Annotated in this window: 12 protein-coding genes and 1 tRNA gene; 10 read left to right on the forward strand and 3 right to left on the reverse strand. The window is 69.5% G+C overall.

All coding sequences use genetic code 11. The features are described 5' to 3' along the window. The first annotated feature begins 152 nt into the window (after positions 1–152). Genes ACOEQ2_RS17980 through ACOEQ2_RS17990 form a run of 3 tightly spaced genes read left to right on the forward strand, consistent with a single transcriptional unit; the run spans position 153 to position 5,256 of the window. A complete protein-coding gene (locus ACOEQ2_RS17980; protein WP_419729304.1) occupies positions 153–1,133 on the forward strand; it encodes a mitochondrial fission ELM1 family protein in 981 nt (326 codons plus the stop codon). An 18-nt stretch (positions 1,134–1,151) separates the two neighbouring features. Then, positions 1,152–3,047, forward strand: coding sequence for a hypothetical protein (locus ACOEQ2_RS17985; RefSeq protein ID WP_419729305.1), 1,896 nt, complete (start codon positions 1,152–1,154; stop codon positions 3,045–3,047). Between the two features lie 25 nt (positions 3,048–3,072). Continuing rightward, the gene (locus ACOEQ2_RS17990; protein ID WP_419729306.1) at positions 3,073–5,256 is read left to right on the forward strand and encodes a glycogen debranching N-terminal domain-containing protein; all 2,184 of its coding nucleotides are present in this window, start codon (positions 3,073–3,075) and stop codon (positions 5,254–5,256) included. A gap of 130 nt (positions 5,257–5,386) precedes the next feature. On the opposite strand, the gene ACOEQ2_RS17995 is transcribed toward ACOEQ2_RS17990, so the two are convergent. Beyond that, positions 5,387–5,461 (reverse strand) — tRNA-Val (locus ACOEQ2_RS17995). A gap of 270 nt (positions 5,462–5,731) precedes the next feature. Between ACOEQ2_RS17995 and ACOEQ2_RS18000 the strand changes: the two genes are divergently transcribed. After that, entirely contained in the window at positions 5,732–5,878 is a 147-nt protein-coding gene (locus ACOEQ2_RS18000) for a hypothetical protein (RefSeq protein ID WP_419729307.1), read from the forward strand. A 6-nt stretch (positions 5,879–5,884) separates the two neighbouring features. Continuing rightward, entirely contained in the window at positions 5,885–7,285 is a 1,401-nt protein-coding gene (locus tag ACOEQ2_RS18005; protein ID WP_419729308.1) for a putative O-glycosylation ligase, exosortase A system-associated, read from the forward strand. Here the strand turns inward: ACOEQ2_RS18005 and ACOEQ2_RS18010 are convergent. Beyond that, positions 7,278–10,343 (reverse strand): beta strand repeat-containing protein, encoded by a 3,066-nt coding sequence (locus tag ACOEQ2_RS18010; protein WP_419729309.1) that lies wholly within the window; start codon positions 10,341–10,343, stop codon positions 7,278–7,280. The genes ACOEQ2_RS18005 and ACOEQ2_RS18010 overlap by 8 nt on opposite strands. A gap of 317 nt (positions 10,344–10,660) precedes the next feature. On the opposite strand from ACOEQ2_RS18010, the gene asnB reads away from it, so the two are divergent. The 5 genes from asnB to ACOEQ2_RS18035 are packed head-to-tail and all read left to right on the forward strand — an operon-like array spanning position 10,661 to position 18,290. After that, positions 10,661–12,580 (forward strand): asparagine synthase (glutamine-hydrolyzing), encoded by a 1,920-nt coding sequence (gene asnB, locus ACOEQ2_RS18015; protein WP_419729310.1) that lies wholly within the window; start codon positions 10,661–10,663, stop codon positions 12,578–12,580. Between the two features lie 6 nt (positions 12,581–12,586). After that, the gene (locus tag ACOEQ2_RS18020) at positions 12,587–14,716 is read left to right on the forward strand and encodes an NAD-dependent epimerase/dehydratase family protein (protein ID WP_419729311.1); all 2,130 of its coding nucleotides are present in this window, start codon (positions 12,587–12,589) and stop codon (positions 14,714–14,716) included. Continuing rightward, entirely contained in the window at positions 14,700–15,845 is a 1,146-nt protein-coding gene (locus ACOEQ2_RS18025; RefSeq protein ID WP_419729312.1) for a glycosyltransferase family 4 protein, read from the forward strand. Before ACOEQ2_RS18020 ends, ACOEQ2_RS18025 begins: the two co-directional genes overlap by 17 nt. Further along, on the forward strand, positions 15,835–16,875 hold the full coding sequence (locus tag ACOEQ2_RS18030) for a hypothetical protein (protein WP_419729313.1): 1,041 nt from the start codon (positions 15,835–15,837) through the stop codon (positions 16,873–16,875). Before ACOEQ2_RS18025 ends, ACOEQ2_RS18030 begins: the two co-directional genes overlap by 11 nt. Beyond that, entirely contained in the window at positions 16,872–18,290 is a 1,419-nt protein-coding gene (locus tag ACOEQ2_RS18035) for a glycosyltransferase family 4 protein (RefSeq protein WP_419729314.1), read from the forward strand. The genes ACOEQ2_RS18030 and ACOEQ2_RS18035 overlap by 4 nt, the downstream gene beginning before the upstream one ends. Here ACOEQ2_RS18035 and ACOEQ2_RS18040 read toward each other — a convergent pair. After that, the gene (locus tag ACOEQ2_RS18040; protein WP_419729315.1) at positions 18,221–19,672 is read right to left on the reverse strand and encodes an oligosaccharide flippase family protein; all 1,452 of its coding nucleotides are present in this window, start codon (positions 19,670–19,672) and stop codon (positions 18,221–18,223) included. The two genes, ACOEQ2_RS18035 and ACOEQ2_RS18040, sit on opposite strands and share 70 nt — an antisense overlap. Positions 19,673–19,715 lie beyond the last annotated feature (43 nt).

Raw genomic sequence — 19,715 nt, forward strand, 5'->3', positions numbered from 1 at the left:
TTGGGCCTTCCGCGGGCTGGATCCCCAGCGTCGGACGGCGATGTGTGGCGGCCCGCCGGCGCGACTGTCAAGCGCGTGCTCAAGCCTGAGGGAGCCTCACCGTGTCGCCCGCGACGATTGACGGAACCGCGAACCGCTCGCAAAAGCGGACGATGCAGGGTGTCATTCTGACCGAAGGCTATGCCGGCCTGGAGGCGCAGGCGCTGGGACTCGCCGAGCGGGCCGGGTTGGTGGTGGCGGGCACGCGGGCGCTGCGGCCAACGCTGCCGTGGGGCCGGCTGCCGCCGCGCTTCTGGCCGGCGCCGCTGGCGATGGTCGGTGGTGCTGATGGCGACGGCCTGCGCGATCTTCCGGACGGACTGCTGCTGACCGCCGGGGGCACCGGTGCCGCCGTGGGTGCCGTACTGCGTCGCCAGGGTCGTCGGGTGGTGCAGATCCAGAACCCGCGGATGCGGCTGGATCGCTTCGACCTGGTGGTCGCCAACCGGCATGACGAGATCGACGGTCCCAACGTGCTGCTCGGCCGGACCGCCCTGCATCGCGTGACCCCGGCGGTGCTGGCCGAGGCGCGGGCGGCCTGGACCGAGCGGCTGGCACACCTGCCCAGGCCGCTGGTGGCGGTGCTGGTCGGCGGCTCGAACGGACGCTTCCGGATGGGACCGCCCGAGGCGGAGGCGCTCGCCGCGGGGCTTGCCGGGATGATGCGCACGGACCGCGTGGGCCTGGCGCTGACGCCCTCGCGTCGCACCGGCGCGGAGCAGCGGGCGATCCTGGAGCGCGCGCTGCAGCCGCTCGGCGGGTGGGTGTGGGACCTGGCCGGCGCGAACCCCTATCTCGGGCTGCTCGCCTGCGCCGACGCCATCGTGGTGACGTCGGACAGCGTGTCGATGGTGTCGGAGGCGGCGGCGACCAGCGTGCCGGTGCTGGTGGCGCATCTGCCAGGGCGGTCGAGGCGGATCGGCCTGTTCCTGCGCGATCTGGTTGACGCCGGCCGCATTCGATCCTTCAACGGCCGCTTCGAAAGCTGGAACGCGGCGCCACTGGACGACACCGACGCGGTGGCCGCCGAGATGTGCCGTCGCCTGGGTCTGCCGGTGACGTGCGAGGCGGGGCGGCCGGCCCCGAGCCACTAGAGCGGGAAGTCCGAGACGATGCTGAACATCCAGACCTACGACGCGCGGGCCGGCGGCAACGTGCTCTACAAGGCACTCGCGCATCCGCTCGCGGCCGAGGCGCTGGCCACGCTGGGCGATCGCCTGAGGCGGCAGGGTCCGCTCGCGGTGTTCGACCCGGAGGCGGCCGCGGACATGCTGTTCGCGATGCATCCCACGCTGCCGCCGGTGACCGAGCTCTATGTGCAGGACGTCTCCGGTGTCGGCCGGCCGGCACTCGGCACCGATACGCTGCCGCTGACCGAGCTCGTGCACTCCCACGCGGCGACGCTGCTGGTCGTGAGCTTCGACGCGCAGCGGGTGCTGGCGCGCATGGGCAGCCTGGTGCCGCGCGGCATGCAGGTGGTGACGCTGGACGAGGCGCGGCTGCCGAGCGAGATGCTGACCGGCACGCGGAGCTATCTCGACCGGCTGAATTTCGCCACCAACTACGCGTTCTTCCGCGATGCCGGCGGCCTCTCGACGCGGCTGGTCACGGCGAACTACTGGGCCAATTACGGTGCCAGGCGGGTGCGGCTCTGGCTGCGGCTGTTCGACGCCGCCGGGGTTCCGATTGCCAGCTGGGAGGAGATGGCGCCAGCCGGGGCGGGCGGCATCATGATCGACAGCGGCGAGGTGCGCCGGCGCTTCGACCTTCCGGAGTTCACAGGCCAGCTCTTCATCCATGCGATCGGCGTCGCCGGCCATGACGTGGTGAAATACGCGCTCGACACCTACGACAACGGCGAGGGCACGGGCGGCGGCCGCAGCCTTTCGGTCACTCACGACGCCAATGCCTGGCCCTCCGATCGCTACGCGAACCTGCCGGCGCCGGATGCCGGGGAGACCGTACACCTGTGGGTGCAGAACAGCCACGCGACACCGATCCCCGCGGATGCGCTGAGCCTCGACCGGATGGGCGCGGAAACACCGGTCACGCTGCCGTTCGCGGTTGCACCCTATGCCAGCGTCGCGGTCGACGTGTCGGCGCATCTGCCTGGGCTGCACTGGCCGGCGCAGATCGAGCTGCGCGCAGGGCGTCACGTGGTGCGGCCGCGTTACGAGGTGACCCGGCATGGCCGCAGCCGCATCGCCCACCTCAACGTCGAGCGCGCCGACCTGCGTCCGGATCCTGGTATCCCCACGCTGCCGGCGCCGATGGGCCGTGGCTACCTGCTGCCGTTCCCGGTGCTGCCGCCGGAGCAGTTCCGCAGCATCGTGCAGCCGACGATCATGGCCGAGCAGCAGGTCGATCTGCCGCTGCGGCTGGATGTATTCGACGTCGAGGGACACAAGGTCGGGGAGCGTTTTCTCGGCCGGCTGCCACGCAACCATGACGTGGCGATCGACCTTGCCGAACTCGGTGCACCCGAAGGTCATGCCGAGCTGGTCTATGACTTTCGCGACGGTGGCAGCGCCGATGGCTGGCTGCACGCGCTGGTGCGCTACGAGAGCCTGACCACCCCGCACGTGGCGGAGACCAGTTTCGGCGCGCACATCTTCAACACCGCGATGACCTATCGCGACGAGCCGCAATCCTATTCCGGACCGCCGCCCGGGCTGTCGACCCGCCTGTTCCTGCGCCTCGGCGACACCCACCGGCACAGTTTCGCGGCCATGATGTATCCGGCGTCGGCGGCCTGGCATCCGCGCTCGCGGACCCAGCTGATCCTGCATGACGCGACCGGCGAGGTGGTGGCCGAGCGGCCGATCGAGATCGCCTGCTCCGGCTCGATGATGGTCTGGCCGCACAAGCTGTTCAGCCCCGAGCTGCTCGGCCTCGCGGGCCCGCGCGGCTACGTGCTGATCCGCGATACCACCTGCCGGCTGTTCGGCTATCATGGCCTGATGGATGACGAGGGCGCGTTCTCGCTCGACCACATGTTCGGGTTCTGACCGCCGCCGCAGAAGGAGACGCCGCATGCCGTTCAAGGTGCAGGTCGGACCGCCGCAGATCGCGATCCATCAGGCCCAGACGGTGCTGATCACCGAGAACGATGGCGGGATCACCTGGCCGACCGACAAGGGGCTGTATTTCCGCGACACCCGGCTGATCAGTGCGTGGTCGATCTATGCGAACGGGGTGCCCTGGCGGCTGCTGAACGGCGGCGCCATCACCTACTACGCGGCGCGCGTGTTCCTCACCAACGACGCCTTCCGGACACAGGACGGCATGGTCGATGCACGCACCGTCGCACTCGTGATCAGCCGCGAGATCGATGGCGGCATGCACGAGGATCTCGACATCACCAACCACGGCGCCGCGCCGTTGAAATTCAACCTCGAGCTGGCGCTGCGTTGCGACTTCGCGGACACCTTCGAGGTCAAGTCCGACCGGATCGTGCGCCGCGGCAAGATCACCACGGTGTGGGACGAGGCCGCGCAGAAGCTCTCCAACACCTACTGCAACGCGGACTTCATCCGCGCCGTCACCATCACCGCACTGCACGCGCCGGCGCTGTACGCGAACGGCCGGTTGAGCTTCGATATCGAGTTGGCGCCCGGTGCCTCGTGGCACTGCTGCCTGCGCTACGACCTGACCGATGGCGAGGTGCTCATCGAGGCCCCGCGGGAGTGCGCGGCGCACGACGCGGAAAACCGGCATTCGGCCAACCTGCGCGACTGGCAATCGCGCGTTCTCAAGATCACCAGCTCGAACGAGGAATATTACCGCTTCTTCCACCAGGCGGTCGAGGACATGGCGGCACTCCGCCTGCCGATCGGCAGCGGCGACCACATGGAATTCGTGCCGGCAGCCGGACTGCCCTGGTTCATGGCGCCGTTCGGACGCGACAGCCTGATCGTGTCGTTGCAGAACATCACGATCTACCCGGAATTCGCCCGCGGTGCGCTGGATGTGCTGGGCAGCCTGCAGGCCACCGAATACGACGCCTACCGGGACGCCGAACCCGGCAAGATCATGCACGAATTGCGCTATGGCGAGCTCGCCCATTTCAAGCTGATCCCGCACACGCCGTATTACGGCACCGCCGATGCGACGCCGCTCTGGCTGATCACCCTTCATGCCGCCTGGCGCGCGACCGGCGATCGCGATCTCCTAGACCGGCACCTGAAGACTGCGGAGGCGTGCCTCGAGTGGATCGACCATGACGGCGATCGCGACGGCGACGGCTTCCAGGAATACCAGACGCGCTCGAGCGCCGGCTACGAGAACATGGGCTGGAAGGATAGCGGCGAGGCGGTGATGTATCCGGACGGCACGCTGGTGCGCGGCCCGAAGGCGCTGTGCGAGTTGCAAGGCTACGTCTATGACGCCTGGCAACGCATGGCACAGATATTCGACGTGCTCGGACAGGCCGGGCGTGCCAGCGACTTGCGGAACAAGGCGCACGCGTTGTTCGAGCGCTTCAATGCGGCGTTCTGGGACGAGGCCGGCGGATACTACGCCTACGCCCTCGACGGCGAAAAGAAACAGGTGCTGTCGGTGGCGTCCAACCCCGGGCACTGCCTGTGGTCCGGCATCGTCCGGCCGGATCGTGCTCAGAAGGTGGTGCAGCGGCTGATGGCGCCGGACATGTGGTCGGGCTTCGGCATCCGCACGCTGTCATCGGCGCATAAGTCATTCAATCCGTATGCGTATCAGCTTGGTGCCGTCTGGCCGCACGACAACTCGCTCATCGCGCTCGGCTTCAAGCGATACGGCTTCGACGCGGAGGCGGCACAGATCGCCCGCGACATCAGCGGGGCGGCGTCGCATTTCGAGAACAACCAGCTTCCCGAGCTCTATGCCGGCATCCAGAAGGACAGCACCAATTTCCCGGTGCAGTATCTGGGCGCCAACGTGCCGCAGGCCTGGGCGGCGGGATCGGCCTTCACGCTGCTGCATGCGATGCTCGGCCTGGCACCGGACGCGCCGCAATCCCGCCTGACGGTCGATCCGGCGCTCCCGGACTGGATGCCGGACGTCACGCTGACGGACCTGACCGTCGGGCAGACGAAGTTCGCGATCCGGTTCTGGCGCGACGGCGCTGCCACCCGCCACGAGGTGCTGGCCGGCGATCCGGCGGCGGTGCAACGGCTGCCATTCGGGCGGGCGCTCGATTTCGGCGTGCCGGGAGAGCAGCCGGGAGGGGGCCTGACCTGATGCAGCAGGCCTGCAGGGGAACGGACGCGCACACGCAGGACCGGTGAGCCGCCGGGGGTCCGGCGTCATGTCGACCGGGTTCAGCCTGGGAGCCGAGGCGCTGCTGCTTCCGACCGCACGCCGGCTCGGATGGTGGGTGCGACAGGGATTGAACCTGTGACCCCCGCCGTGTGAAGGCGATGCTCTACCGCTGAGCTACGCACCCATCCTGCCCGGTGACGCGGCTTGTATGGCGATTTCGGTGGCTCGGCAAGAGGCTGGGGTCCGGGGAAATCCGGAACGAGACAGACATATCGGCGGGCGTCATGTGATCTGCCGAAGCGGGCGGGGGTGCCCGGGGGGCTCGCGGAGACGGGCTGGCTGTCGGCCGGCCACCAGCCGTCGCGTCCCGGTCACGAATCCATTCCGGCTTGCAATCCTGTTCGGCGCTCGTATCAGTTGTCGACCTGGCCGAGGGACAAAGGAAGCCTTCAGAATGGATGCGATACTGCTCCTCCTGGAATGTGCCGGGATCTTCCTCGTCCTGCGCTGGGTGGTGGCCGGCCAGGGCAGTGCAGGGCTGCTCGCGTGGCGGCCATCACCCGGCCCGGACATGAAGGCCCGCCGCCGCCGGCCGCGCTGACACGGCATGCGCGACATCGCCTTCCTCGCATGCTGGCTGGTCCTGCTGCCGCTGGTGTTTCGCGGGGCGCATCTGGGTGTCCTGCTCTGGGCCTGGACCTCGCTGCTGGCACCGAACGACCTGCTCTACGGCATAGGCATGTCGATCCCGTTCGCCAAGCTGGCAGCGCTGCCCACCTTGTTGCAGCTGGTGTTCCACCGGCGTGGCGAGGTGCAGTTCCGCATCGGTCGCACCGGCATGCTGATGCTGGCACTCGGCGTCCTTGCGGTGGTGTCGCAAAGCCTCTCGCCGATGGTCGATACCGCGCCCGGCTGGGACCTTTGCGTCCGTTTCCTGAAGGTGCTGGGGCTGGCGCTCGCCGTGCTGTGCTGCATCAACAACCGGCTGCGCGTGCATGGGCTGCTGCTCGCGATCTGCCTGGGCATCGGGTACATCGCCGTCGACGAGGGCGCCAAGTTCCTGATCTCCGGCAGCAGCCACAAGGTGGTCGGCTCGCCCTCGCTCGGCGACAACAACCAGGTGGCACTCGACGTCGTGCTGATGCTGCCGTTGCTGCACTACCTGTACGGGGCCGCAGCATCCCGGCTGCTGCGTCTGGTCTGCATCGGCACGGCGATCCTGGCCGTCGTCACCGTGATTGCGACGTTCTCCCGGGGCGGCTTCATCGGGCTGATGATCGTGGCGATCGCGTCGGTTGCCGGCAGCCGGCGCAAGGTGCTGGCAGCCGCATTGCTGGCGGTGAGCCTGGCGGTCGGCTGGTCGCTGACCGGCGCCGACTGGGCGGCGCGGATCGACACGGTGCAGCACGCGCAGAACGACGACTCCTTCATGGGGCGCGTCGAGGCCTGGAAGGTCAGCCTGTCCCTGGCCCTCGAGCGCCCGCTGACCGGCGGTGGACTGCACGCCATCCAGCACGCCGACATGTGGAACAGCCAGGCCCGGCGGGCTGCCATGCTGCAGGTCGTGCCCGGCGTACCGATCGGGGTGTTCCCGCGTGCCGCGCACAGCATCTATTTCGAGGTGCTGGGCGACCTCGGTGTCCCCGGCCTCGTGGTGCTGCTACTGCTGCTGGCCGGCGCCTGGCGTGACGGCGGCATGGCGAGGCGGCTGGTCTCGCGATCGGGCCGGGCGGACCTGATCTGGGCGGCGGCACTGGCCGGTCACCTGCGGGTCTCGCTGCTCGCCTTCATGGTGTCCGGCGGCCTGCTGAGCGCTGCCTACCGCGACATCGACTATCTCCTGGTGGCCCTGCTCGCCGTGGTCAGGATGATCGTCCAGCGCAGCCTGGCGACGCCCGATGCGGCGTCGCCGAATGCCGCCGACCCCGATGCAGCCTGGCCGCGGGGCCGGGTGCGATATGCACCCGTGCGGGGCCAGGTCACCGCGGTGACGACAGCCGTCAGGTGACGGGCCCGGTCACGCCGACCAGCATGATGTGCGTGCCGTCGCTCAGGCTCAGGCCGTAGCCGCCTGAACCCACCGACGCGGTGACGATGCTGACGCCGTGCAGGACGAGCTTGTCGGTCGCGCTCCGGAAGCCGGTGATGATGTCGGTCCCACCGCCATGTCCGGCGACCGCGTTGAAGATGTCGGCGGCGCCATAGGCCGCTTCCTGCACATGGGTGTTGCCGGTGCCGAAGGTGACGGCGCCGCCGTTCGGGGTCAGCGTGACTTTCGCGCTGCCGCTGCCGGCAGTGAAGCTCGTCCCGGCACTGCCGCCGAGCAGCGTGACGTTGCCGCTTCCTGCCATGACATTGGCGCTGCCGTATTCGGCATTGATCTGCGCCGCACCGCTGCCACCGATGAAGGTCAACGCGCCGGGGCCCTGGTCGTAGCTCAGGGTGCCGGATCCGCCTTGCACGGTGACGCCGTCGCCCGTGTTCCAGTCCTGGTCGAGGATGGAGAGCGGCCCCGACCCGCCGGTGACGTGCACCCCGGCGGTCTTCAACACGATGGCGTCGGTTGCCGATCCGCCGGTGATGGTATCGGCCGCCGCCGAGGCAACGTTCGCGGCACCGGCGCCGAGCTGGATGATCGAGCCATGGCCGGTCGTGGCGATGGTGGTCGCGCCGACCGCCGCTTCCGCCAGGGTCGCGGACCCGCCGGTCACCGTCGTCGCGCCGGCATTGAGCAGGCCGAGCCGGACGCTGGCATTCGTCTCGCTGACGGTCTCCACGGCGGCCCCGGTAGCACCGACGGAGATGGTGGCGACGGCACCCTGGTTGACGGTCACCGTGTCCTGGCCGGCGCCGACCAGGGTGTCGCGCCCGTCCAGCGTGATGGTGCTGTAGCCGGTGCTGCCGTGGACCAGGCTGTTGCCATGCACCACGAGGACCTGGTTGCCGCCGCCACCGCTGATGCTGTCGTTGCCGTAGCTGTTCACGATGTCGCCGCCGGCCAGCTGCAGCAGGTTGGAGGAGCCCGCCGCGGTGGTGATGATGTCGGCGCCGCCGCCATCCCGGGCGAGGATGGTCAGGCCGCCGGAACCACCCTGGATGGTCTCGCGCGAACCGTCGATCACGGTCATCCGTCCGGTGCCGCCGATGAGCGTGTTGCTGTTCAGATCGAGCATGACGGTGTTGGCGGCCGCCTCGCCGACATAGGTCAGGGCGCCGGTATCACCACCCAGGGTGACGGTACCCGCGGCGCCGTAAACCGTTGCCCCGAGCGTGTCGCCGCGCCCGAAAACATCGAGGGTGCCGGTTCCGGCGTAGATCTTTGCTTGTCCGGTCACGATCATCGTGTCCAAGCCCGATCCCGCGCGGATGGTGTCCGGTCCTGCACTCTGCACGTTGGCGGTGCCGGTCCCGAGGGTCAGGGTGCTGCCCGTCACGCCGGCTGCGGTGGCCACGTTCATCGCCCCACCCTCGACGTTGACGGTCGACGCGCCGCCGGTGATGGCCATCGCCTCGGTCGCACCGCCCTGCGTGATGTTGAATTGCACGTTGCCGCCATCGTTGTTGAGGATGAGGCTGGCGAATGCTCCGGACATGGCAGCCTGCCCGCCGTCATCGATCGAGACCCGGGCATTGCCGCCGTGACCGGTGATCGCGGCGGTGCCGTTCACGGTCCACTGGTTGTCGCCCTGGCCGTCCTGGATCACGGCGGTGCCGCCGATGGTGGCGACGATGTTGCCGGCGCCGGCAGTGATGGCGTCGTGACCCTCGCTGTCGATCTGGTCGCTGCCGTGGAGGATCAGCGTGTTCGAGGATCCGGCCGCGGTGGCGAAGGAGTTTCCGCCGGAGGTCGGGCTTTCGGTGAGGTTCATGCCGCCGCTGCCGCCGATGGCGATCACATGCCCGATCGCGGCATAGACGGTGAGCAACCCGCCACCGCCCTCGACCGCCTGCAGCGCCACATCGAGCGTCACGTTGTGCGCCAGGTTGTCGGTGATCACGAGGGTGTTGCCGGGCAGCACGCCGACCTGGGTGATGTCGGGCAGCGGGTTGCCGAGACCGTCGACGTTGCCGGTCCCGGTCGCCGGGCCGTCGACGATCTCGGCGGGAGTGAGCCGGGTGAAGCTGTTGTTGTCGATGCTGGCGCTGATCGCGGTCTGGTTGAGGACGGCCACCGCCTCGGGGCCGTAATCGTTGACGAACTGGTTGCCGGTGATGGTGAGCGAGGATCCGACATAGGGGATGCCTTCGCCGCCGAAATGCACCATCGCCGAATTCTGCGCCTCCGGGCCCTTCTCGATCAGGTTGCCGGTGATGGTGTCCTTGCCGCCATCCGGCAGGTCGATCTCGTAGCTGGCGGTTCCGGTCGGACCATCCTTGAACACGTTGTCGGTGATGACGTTGACCAGCGCACGGCTCTTGAATTCATGGCCGACCACGGCGCCCTGGAACACGTCGTTGGTCGCCGTCAGCGAACTGACTGCGCCGACATAGAGATTATGCGTATAGCCGCTGCCCGAGCCGTTATCGGTGAAGGTCGAGTTGGTCACGACGATGGTGTTGGTGGTGAGGGCGCTCAGGACCGGCACCGCCAGCAACCCATCCTGGTTGTTGCTGAAGCTGTCATGGTCCAGCACCATCTGACCGCCTTCGTAACGGATCCCGGCACCGTTGCCGCCATCGGCGGCACCGATCGCGGCGCCGGAGAAGGACAGGTTGCGGATCGTCACGTCGTTGTCGACGGTCAGGATCCCCTTCATGTTCGGGGGCGGCACCGTGGCGACGAAATTGGCCATGCCACCGACGCCCTGGATGGTCACCTTGGCCGTGACGATGCCGAAATCGTTCGTGTAGGTACCGGCCAGGACATCGATTGTGTCGCCGTTGACGGCAACCGCCAGGGCCGCCGACAGCGTCGCGAATTCTCCTCCCGCGCCGACCGTCAGGATGTCCGGGTTCGCTGTCGGCACCATGTAGGCGGGCGGGACCGCGGCAGCAGGGACGATCGGGCTCGCGAGGTCGCTTGAAAGTCCGGTCACGGAGAAGAGCGCGTGAGAATCCGCCTGCATGATGATCTCCGTTCCGACGTTCTGTCGGCCCGAAGCGCTTGCGGCACTACTCGTGACGGACATCGATGAAGCTGCTGTGGCGATAGCCGGTGCCTGTCCGACACCGCAGGCTACCCCTACCGGCAGTACGTTACACAATCGTTAACAGCACTTCAACAACGTTAAATCTGAATTGATGGTTTGCGGAGTCTTGATTTCATCGTTTCTCAGCTTGATAGTTTTCGGAGTCCAATATTCCGTGCGTTGGTCTGCATGATGCTGGGGTAATGATTTTTGTCCCTTAATCTGGATGGTCTTGCAGGAAGAAGCTGGTAGGCATGTGCGGGATTGCCGGCGTGTTCAGCATGGACGGCGCTCCCATCGATCACGACGTGCTCGCTCGGATGACGCTGGCTTTGTCGCATCGCGGCCCCGATGCCCATGGGCTGCATGTCGAGCCGGGGCTCGGGCTGGGTCATCGGCGGCTCTCGGTGCTCGATCCTGGTGGCGGCGCCCAGCCGATGTGCAACGATGACGGCGTGGTTCTCGTCTTCAATGGCGAGATCTACAACTTTGCTGCAATGCGGGACGAGCTGGCAGCACGCGGGCACCGCTTTTCGACGCGCAGTGATACGGAAGTGATCCTGCGCGGCTGGGAGGCATGGGGCCCGGATGTCGTGCAGCGGCTCGACGGCATGTTCGCCTTCGCACTATGGGACAAGCGCGCCCGGCGGCTGTTCCTGGCACGCGATCGGCTGGGCAAGAAGCCGCTCTACTACGCAGCCCTGCCGGGCGGCCTGGCCTTTGCCTCCGAGCTCGCCAGCTTCGCGTCGGTTCCCGGGGTGCGGCGCGAGATCGATCCGGCCGCACTGCATGATTACCTGGCCCTGGGCTACGTGCCCGATCCCGCAACGATCTGGGCCGGCATCCACAAGCTGCCACCCGCCCACACGCTGCTGATCGAGATGCACGCGGCGTCCCGCGGACTTCCGGCGCCAGGGTGCTACTGGCGTCCCGAGGCCGGCACCGACATCCCGGGCTTCGAGGCGGCGGCGGAGATGCTGCGTGACCGGTTGCTGCATGCGACCGCGGCGCGGCTGGTCGCCGACGTGCCGCTCGGGGCCTTCCTGTCGGGCGGCCTGGACAGCGCCGGGGTGGTCGCGGCGGCGATGCGGGTGCGTGACCGGGCAGACCCGATCGACAGCTTCACCATCGGCTTTGCAGGCGCCGAGGATGAGAGCCCGGCGGCGGCGGCCATAGCCGCGCATTGCGGCGCCAGTCACGCCGTCGAGCGCGCCGGGGGGATCGACTGGATCGCCGCAAGCGCAGACCAGGGGCGGGTGTTCGGCGAGCCGTTCGGCGATCCATCCGCGGTGCCGACCGCACGGCTCTGCCGTTTCGCCCGCCGCCACGTCACCGTTGCCCTGTCCGGGGACGGCGGTGACGAGGTGTTCGCCGGCTACCGGCGCCATCGCTGGCACATGCTGGTCGAGAGCCTGCGCCGGCAGCTGCCGCCGGCGATGCGGCGCGGCCCGATCGCCACCCTCGCGCGGCTGTATCCCAAGCTCGACCGCGCGCCCCGCTTCCTGCGCGCCCGCCACACCCTGACCGAGCTCAGCCTCGACAGCGCGCTCGGCTACTACCGCACGATGGCGCGCCTGCAGGACGAGCGTCGCGCCGCGTTGCTGCACCCGACACTGGCCGCGCGCCTGGACGGCCATGACCCCGGCGCCCGCTTCGCCCGGCTGATGCAGGAGAGCGGCAGCGACGATCCGCTGGCGCAGGCGCAGCATGTCGACCTCGCCACCTGGCTGCCCGGGCAGATGCTGACCAAGCTCGACCGCACCAGCATGGCGAGCGGCCTGGAAGTGCGCTCGCCGTTGCTTGACCACCGGCTGGTGTCGTGGGGCCTCTCGCTGCCCGCCGACTACAAGCTGCGCCGTGGCCGCGGCAAGGCGGTGTTGCGGGCGGCGATCGCGCCATGGCTGCCGCCGGAGATCCTGCAGCGCCCGAAGCAGGGGTTCGCGATGGATCTGCGCCGCACGCTGGGCGCCGGGATGGGCCGGATCCGGGCGCGCCTGCTGTCGCCGGATTTCCTCGACCACGCGCTGTTCCGGCCAGACGCGGTCGCCCGTCTGCTCGACGAGCATGCGAGCGGCCGCCTCGATCACGCCCAACCGATCTGGCTGCTGCTGGTGCTGGACGGGTTCCTGCGCAGCGAGCTCGCCGCGGCTCCAGCGATGGTCGAGGCGGCCTGACGCCGGATGGACAGCTTCAGTCCGGACGCGGCGATCTGCCTGGTGGGTGCCGGCAACATCGCCCGCATCCATGCCGAAGCGCTCGCATCGCCGTTGCAGGCGCGGCCCCGGCGGATCGTGTGCGTGGTCGATCCCGACCTGCAGGCGGCGCGCCGGCTGTGCCCTCCCGGCGGTCAGGTGCACGCCACGCTCGAGGCGGCCCTCGCCGAAGGCAGTTTCGGGCGCGCGCATGTGCTGACACCGCCCGACACCCATGCCGCGATCGCGCGCCAGCTGCTGGATGCCGGCAAGAGCGTGCTGCTGGAGAAGCCGCTGGCCACCAGTCGCGCGGCCTCGATGGGCTTGTCGGCGCTGGCCGGCGATCGCCTCGGCATCAACCAGAACTTCGTGTTCCATCCGGCCTTCCTGCAGCTCCGGAGGATGCTCGAAAGTGGATCGATAGGTCGGCCGCGCTCGGTCAGCTGCATCTATGCGATGCCGCTACGCCAGCTTGCAGCCCGGCAGTTCGATCACTGGATGTTCCGCCAGCCCGCCAACATCCTGCTCGAGCAGGCGGTGCATCCGCTGTCGCAGATCGCAGCCCTTGCCGGGCCGACCAGGACGCTGCAAGCGACGGCGGCGCCGGCCCTCGCGTTGGATGTGGGCCGGCAATTCCATCCTGCCTTCGACGTGCTCATCCGGGGTGAGAGACTGCCGGCACAGCTTCGCTTCGCGGTCGGCGAGAGCTTCCCGTTCTGGCAGGTCACCCTGGTGTGCGACGACGGGGTCGCGGTGGCAGACATGGTCGCCAACCGGACATTGCGTTACCGCCGCACCCGCTGGCTCGACCTGGTCGACGGGTTGGTCTCCGGTGCGGCCACCGCCGGCGGCGTCGCCCTGGCGAGTGCGCGCAATTTCGGCGCCGGACTGGTCTCCACTGCCGGCCTGCGCGCCCGCAACGACCCGTTCTTCCTGAGCATGCGGGCGAGCATCGACGCGTTCCATGCCGCCCGCGACCTCGGCCAGCCGCCGCCGCTGGATGCCGGCTTCGGTGCCGGCCTGGTCGAGACCTGCCTGCGCATCGTCGAGGCCGCCGGGCTGCCCCACGTCACCGAGCCGACCGTGCCGGTTGCCGCATCGTCACCCGACGGCCCGGCCAGCCCCGGCCTGGTGGCGGTGACGCGGCCCGATGTCGCCGTGCTCGGCGGCACCGGCTTCATCGGCCAGGCGACGGTCGCGGCCCTGCAACGCGCCGGGCTCAGGGTCGCGGTGCTGTCACGCTCGCCGGGCAATTCCTCCGAGCCCGCGATCCGCTGGCATCGCGGCAGCATCACCGATCCGGCCGTCGTGCGCGCGGCAATCGCCGGCGCCCCGGCCGTGGTCAATCTGGCGCATGGCGGCGGCGGCGGCGACTTCCAGTCCATCCGCACCGCGATGGCCGGCGGTGCTGCCACCGTGGCCCATGCCTGCCTCGACGTCGGCGCCCGGCTGATCCATGTCAGCTCGATCGCGGCGCTCTATCTCGGGAACCCGGCCGAGAGCGTCACCGGGGCGACGCCGCCGGACCCGCGCCACGCGGAGCGGGCCGACTACGCACGCGCCAAGATCCTGACCGAGCGGCTGCTGGCCGATCTCGCCACGACGCAGCTGCGGCTGACGATCCTGCGTCCGGGCCTCGTCGTGGGCGCGGGCACGTCGCCGTTCCATGGCGGGCTCGGCTTCTACAACACCGAGCAGCATTGCATCGGCTGGAACGACGGCCGCAATCCGCTGCCCTTCGTGCTCGTCGACGACGTGGCGGATGCCATCCTGCGTGTCTGCGACACCCCGTCCGCAGCACCCGCCTACAACCTCGTCGGTGACGTGCGACTCTCGGCGCGGGATTATGTGGCCGAGCTGGCACGCGCGCTGCAGCGGCCGCTGGTGTTCCATCCGCAATCGGTGCGCGGGCTCTGGGCAGGCGAGCTTGCCAAGTTCGCGGTCAAGCGGGCGAGCGGCCGGCGCGTGCCGATGCCGCCGCTGCGGGACCTGAGGTCGCGCGGGCTGGTCGCACGCTTCGATTGTGGCGATGCGGTGCGCGATCTCGGCTGGCATCCGGTCGCCGACAGGGAGCGGTTCCTCGACCAGGCGGTGCGGATCCATGCACGGCCGGGCTGACCTGCCGCCACCGCCGCTGCTGTTCTCGGTGTTCGCGACCTTCGCGGTCGGCGGCCCGCAGATGCGGTTCGCGACGCTGGCCAATCGGCTCGGCCGGCGCTGGCGGCATGTGATCCTGGCGATGGACGGCAACCTGGCCTGTCGCGAGCACCTGTCTGCCGGGCTCGACGTCAGCTTCCTGGAGGCCGGGCGCCGTACCCGCAACCCGATCCGCCTGTATCGCCGCCAGCGCCGCATGCTGCGCGAGCTGCAGCCGGACCTGCTGCTGACCCACAACTGGGGCAGCATCGAGTGGGCGCTGGCAAACCGCTGGCCGGGTCGGCTGGTGGCGCAGCTGCATGCCGAGGACGGCTTCGGACCGGAGGAGCGGACCCGCCGGTTGCGCCGGCGCAACTGGTTCCGCCGGGTGGTGCTCGGCGGGACCCCGGTGGTGGTCCCGTCGCTGACCCTATCCGACATCGCGCGGCGGAACTGGAGGCTGCCGTCGAGCGCGTTGCATCAGGTTCCGAACGGGATCGATCTCGCCAGCTTCCAGCCGGGCCCGCCGGTGCCGCCGCTGCCGGAATGGCGGCTGGCACATGACGGCGTGGTGATCGGCACGGTGGCGGCATTGCGTCCCGAGAAGAACCTGGCCCGGCTGATCCAGGCCGTCGCCATGCTGGACCCGCCGGCCCGTCTGCTCGTCGGCGGGGATGGGCCGGATCGTGCGCAGCTCGAAGGATTTGCGGCCGGCTTGCTGCCGCGTGACCGCGTCGTCTTTGTCGGCCACGTCGCCGAGCCGGCGCCGCTCTACCGGCACATGGACATCTTCGCGCTGTCCTCCGACACCGAGCAGATGCCGCTCTCGCTGCTGGAGGCGATGGCGAGCGGCCTCCCGGCGGCGTCCTGCAACGTGGGCGACGTCGCCGACATGCTGGGCCCGGAGAGTTCGGAGCTGGTCACCGCCCTGGATGCGGCGGCACTCGGGAAGGCGCTGGCACGGCTGGCCGGCGACGCGACGCTGCGACGTCGGCTGGGTGAGGCCAATCGCGCCCGGGCGGAGCAGCTCTTCGACGAAGCCCGGATGATCGAGCGCTGGAGCGGGCTGCTCGACCGGACGCGCCAGGCGTTCGCCGCCAATGCGCGCTGAGCCGGCGACGTCGCTGTTCCCGGCGGCCCGCCTGGCGGTGCCACGCGAGCCGGGGAGGCCGGTCTGCACCCTGGTGATCGACGCGGAGGAAAGCTTCGACTGGCACCGGCCGCTGCACGGCACGCAGTACTCGACCCGCAACCTGCACGACCTGTCGGTGCTGCACGACATCCTCGACACCAACGGCGCGGTCCCGGCCTATCTGCTGACCTATCCGATCCTGATGGATGACGACGCGGTGCACAGCCTGCGCACCCAGCTCGAGCGTGGGCGCTGCATCCTGGGGCTGCAGCTGCATACCTGGGTGACGCCGCCGTTTGATGGCGGATCCGATCATCACCAGTCCTATTCTGGCAATCTTGCGGCGGGTCTCGAGGAGCGCAAGCTGATCGCGCTTCTGGAGAGGTTCATCGAACGCTTCGGCTTCGCACCGACGGTGTTCCGCGGCGGCCGCTACGGCTTCGGCCCGAACACCGCCAGGCTGCTCGAGGAGCACGGGTTCCGCATCGATACCAGCGTGGCGCCGCGCACCGATCTCGGCGCCGATGGCGGGCCCGATTATGGCGGCTTCGACTGCCGGCCGTTCTGGTTCGGCGTGCGGCGGCGGCTGCTCGAGCTGCCGCTGTGCCGGAGCGTCGTGGGGTGGGGCGGCGGCGGCGGCGCGGCGGCCTATCGCGCGCTCTCGGCTCCGTGGGCGCGGCGGCTGTCGCTGGGCTCGGCGCTGACCCGCAGCCATTGCGCCGAACGCGTCACATTCTCGCCCGAGGGCAACGACGTGGCGGCGATGCGGCGGCTGGCGAACGGCCTGGTGTCGCGCGGCCATCCGGTGCTGGCGCTCAGCTTCCACAGCTCGTCGCTGGCGATCGGCGGAAATCCATACGTGCAATCGAAGGCGGACCTGCACCGGTTCTACGACCGGCTGTCCGCGATCCTCGACCATCTGACGCGCGAGCAGGGGTGGCGCTTCACCGACATCCTGCGGGTCGCGGACCATCTGCGTCCGCCGCCCGAAGCGTGTGCAGTCGGATGAGCCGCCCCTCCGGACGTCCGTCGATCCTGCTGATCGCCAATAATTTCCCGCCGGTGAGGGGCGGTTCGGCGATCGTCTATGACAACCTCGCGCGGCAGGCGCCGTCCGAGATCCTGGTGCTGGCCCCGCGGCGCAACTACCTGGACGGGCTGCCGATGATCGGCTGGCGCGAGCACGACCGACGTGCCCCGTACGCCACCCGCCGCCTCGACCTGCTGCGCACGCTGATCGACGCGGCCGGCGCCCAGAACCGCATGCGCTTCCTGCTTGGCGACGTGGCGATCCGGCTGCGTCTGCTCTGGACCGTGCTGCGCCTGGTGCGGGGGCCCGGGGTGCAGGCGGTCTGCGTCGGCGAGCTGCTCTCCAGCGGCTGGCTGCTGACCGCGTTGCGCCGACTGGTACGGCTCGGCCTGCGGCTGCGGCTGGTGGTGTATGTGCATGGCGAGGAGATCACGACGCAGGACCCGTACGATCCCGACCGCAGGCGGTGTCGTCGCGCGCTGCTGGCCGCGGACCGGATCGTGGTGGTGAGCCGCTTCACCCTGGAGACGGTGCGGGCGCTGCTCGGACCGGACAGCGCCGGCCGTCTCCGCCTGATCGAGAACGGTGTCGATACCGGGCGGTTCTTTCCCGGCGCGCGCCGGCCCGACCTGGTGCGGCGCTATCGCCTGAGCGGGTGCTTCAGCTTCGTGTCGGTCTGCCGGCTGCTCGAGAAGAAGGGGCTCGACCAGGCCATCCGCGCCTTCGCGACGCTGGCGCCGTCGATGCCGGAGTTGCGCTACCTGATCGTCGGTGGCGGTCCGTTCGAGCCGGAGCTGCGACGCATCATCGGCGAGATGCAGCTGGAAGAGCGGGTGATCCTGGCGGGCCAGGTCACGGACGAGGAACTGGTCGCGCATTACCGGCTGGGCGACGTGTTCGTGATGCCGAACCGCGAGCTGGAAAACGGTGACACCGAGGGCTTCGGGCTGGTGTTCCTGGAGGCCAATGCGTGCGGCCTGCCAGTGATCGCCGGATGCGATGGCGGCAGCCGGGATGCGGTACGCAGCGGCGAGAACGGTCTCGTCGTCGATGGCCGCTCGGTCACGGAGATTGCCGCAGCGATGCGCCGGCTGGTGGAGGACGGGGCAGCTCGCGAGGCGCTGGCGGCGTCCGGACTGCGGGTCGCGGCCGGCAGCGGCTGGGAGAGCAAGAGCCGCCAGTTCCTGGAGGTGTGTGGGGTCGACCCGGAGGTCGCCAGCATGCACGATCGGGAGGTTGCCAGGGTTCACGACCGGGAGGTCGCGGGGGTGCACGACCGGGAGGTCGCCGGCGTTCACGACCGGGAGGCGGGTCGCGAGCGCGCTTACGCCCGTCCGGTCGACAGCCGGTGCACATCGCGGACCGCCGACAGCAGCTCGACACCCAGCCGGTGATGCGACAGGCCAAGCCCCGCAATCCAGCCGAACCCCCCACCGAGAAGTCCGGCCGCCAGTGCCAGCGCCGCGTGCGGTCCCGGATGCACCAGGGTGGTGCCGGCGATCGCGCCGCCGACCGTGCAGGCGGTGACGACAGCACTCGGCAGCAGGGCGGTGGCGACCGCTGCCATGCTGGTGCTGCAGATCCGGTTCGCGGCGAACTGCGACGGCAGCAGCTCGATCGCGGCACTCACCGTGGTGCCGATGGCGGCCTGCACCAGCGTTCCGTGCGCCGCCACGAACAGCACCAGCAGCTGCATCGGCGTCACCCAGAGCTGGATCACCATGCGCGCACGCATCGCACCGGTGGCCTGGTAGATTGCCGTGTGCACGGCGGTCAGCGAGGTCAGCATCGCGGTCAGCACGATGATGCGGGCGGGTGCGATCGCCGGACTCCACTGGCTGCCGAACAGCAGGTGGATGAGCGGCGTGCTGATCACTGCCAGGCCGGCGAAGGCTGGCCAGGTGAGGCCGGTCAGCAGCGCCATCGCATGCGGCAGGGCGACATCCAGCGCCTGGCCGGCTCGCCGCCGCGCCGCGAACAGCGACAGTGCCACCGGCAACACGGCACTGGTCACGCCCTGGTTGACGAAGCCGACCAGGCTGGAGCCCTTGCTGAATTGGCCAAGCGCCGAGAGGCCGGCGAAGCGGCCGATGAACAGGTCGGCGCCGTGCGGGGTGATCTCGTTGCACAATCCGGCAATCGTGGAGTAGCCGCCGAGCCGGGCGATCGGACGCCAACCGGCGAGCGACGGCAGGCAGCCGAACTGCCGCGGCCGATGCCGGATGCTGCCGACGAGCAGCACGGCCGAGTTGGCGACGCTGCCCCACGCCATGCTCATGGCGCCGTCGCCGGCCCAGGCCAGTGCGATGGTGACCACACTCTGGATCGCCGCCCCGGCCAGCGTGATGCGCGACAGCACGCCATACCGCATCTCGCGACGGAGCCAGGTAAGGACGAGCGAGTTCAGCGGGATCAGCAGCAGCGTCAGGCCGGAGACCAGCATCACCCGGGTCACCGCCGGATCGTGGTAGGCGCGCCCGGCGAACACGCTGGCCACCACCAGGACGGCGAACACGGCCAGGCTGGTGATCGCGCTGACGCCCAGCGCCGCGCGCCATTTCGCGTCGGTAAGGTCCGGCTCCTGGATCACGTAGGTGGCGACACCGAAGTCGCGGAACGTGCCGATCAGCACGGTGAGCGCGAAGCCGACGGTGAACAGGCCGGTATCGTGCGGCGTCAGCAGGCGTGACAGCACGACGTTGGACACCGCGTACACCAAAGTCGTCGTGTAGCGCTCGAGCAGCGACCAGGCGAGGGCCCGGCGGGTGGAGCTCATCGACGCGGCTTCCATCGGCGCAGGCCTCGGCTATCTCGGCCGG

Source organism: Lichenicola sp. (genome assembly GCF_965198575.1).
GTDB lineage: Bacteria > Pseudomonadota > Alphaproteobacteria > Acetobacterales > Acetobacteraceae > Lichenicola.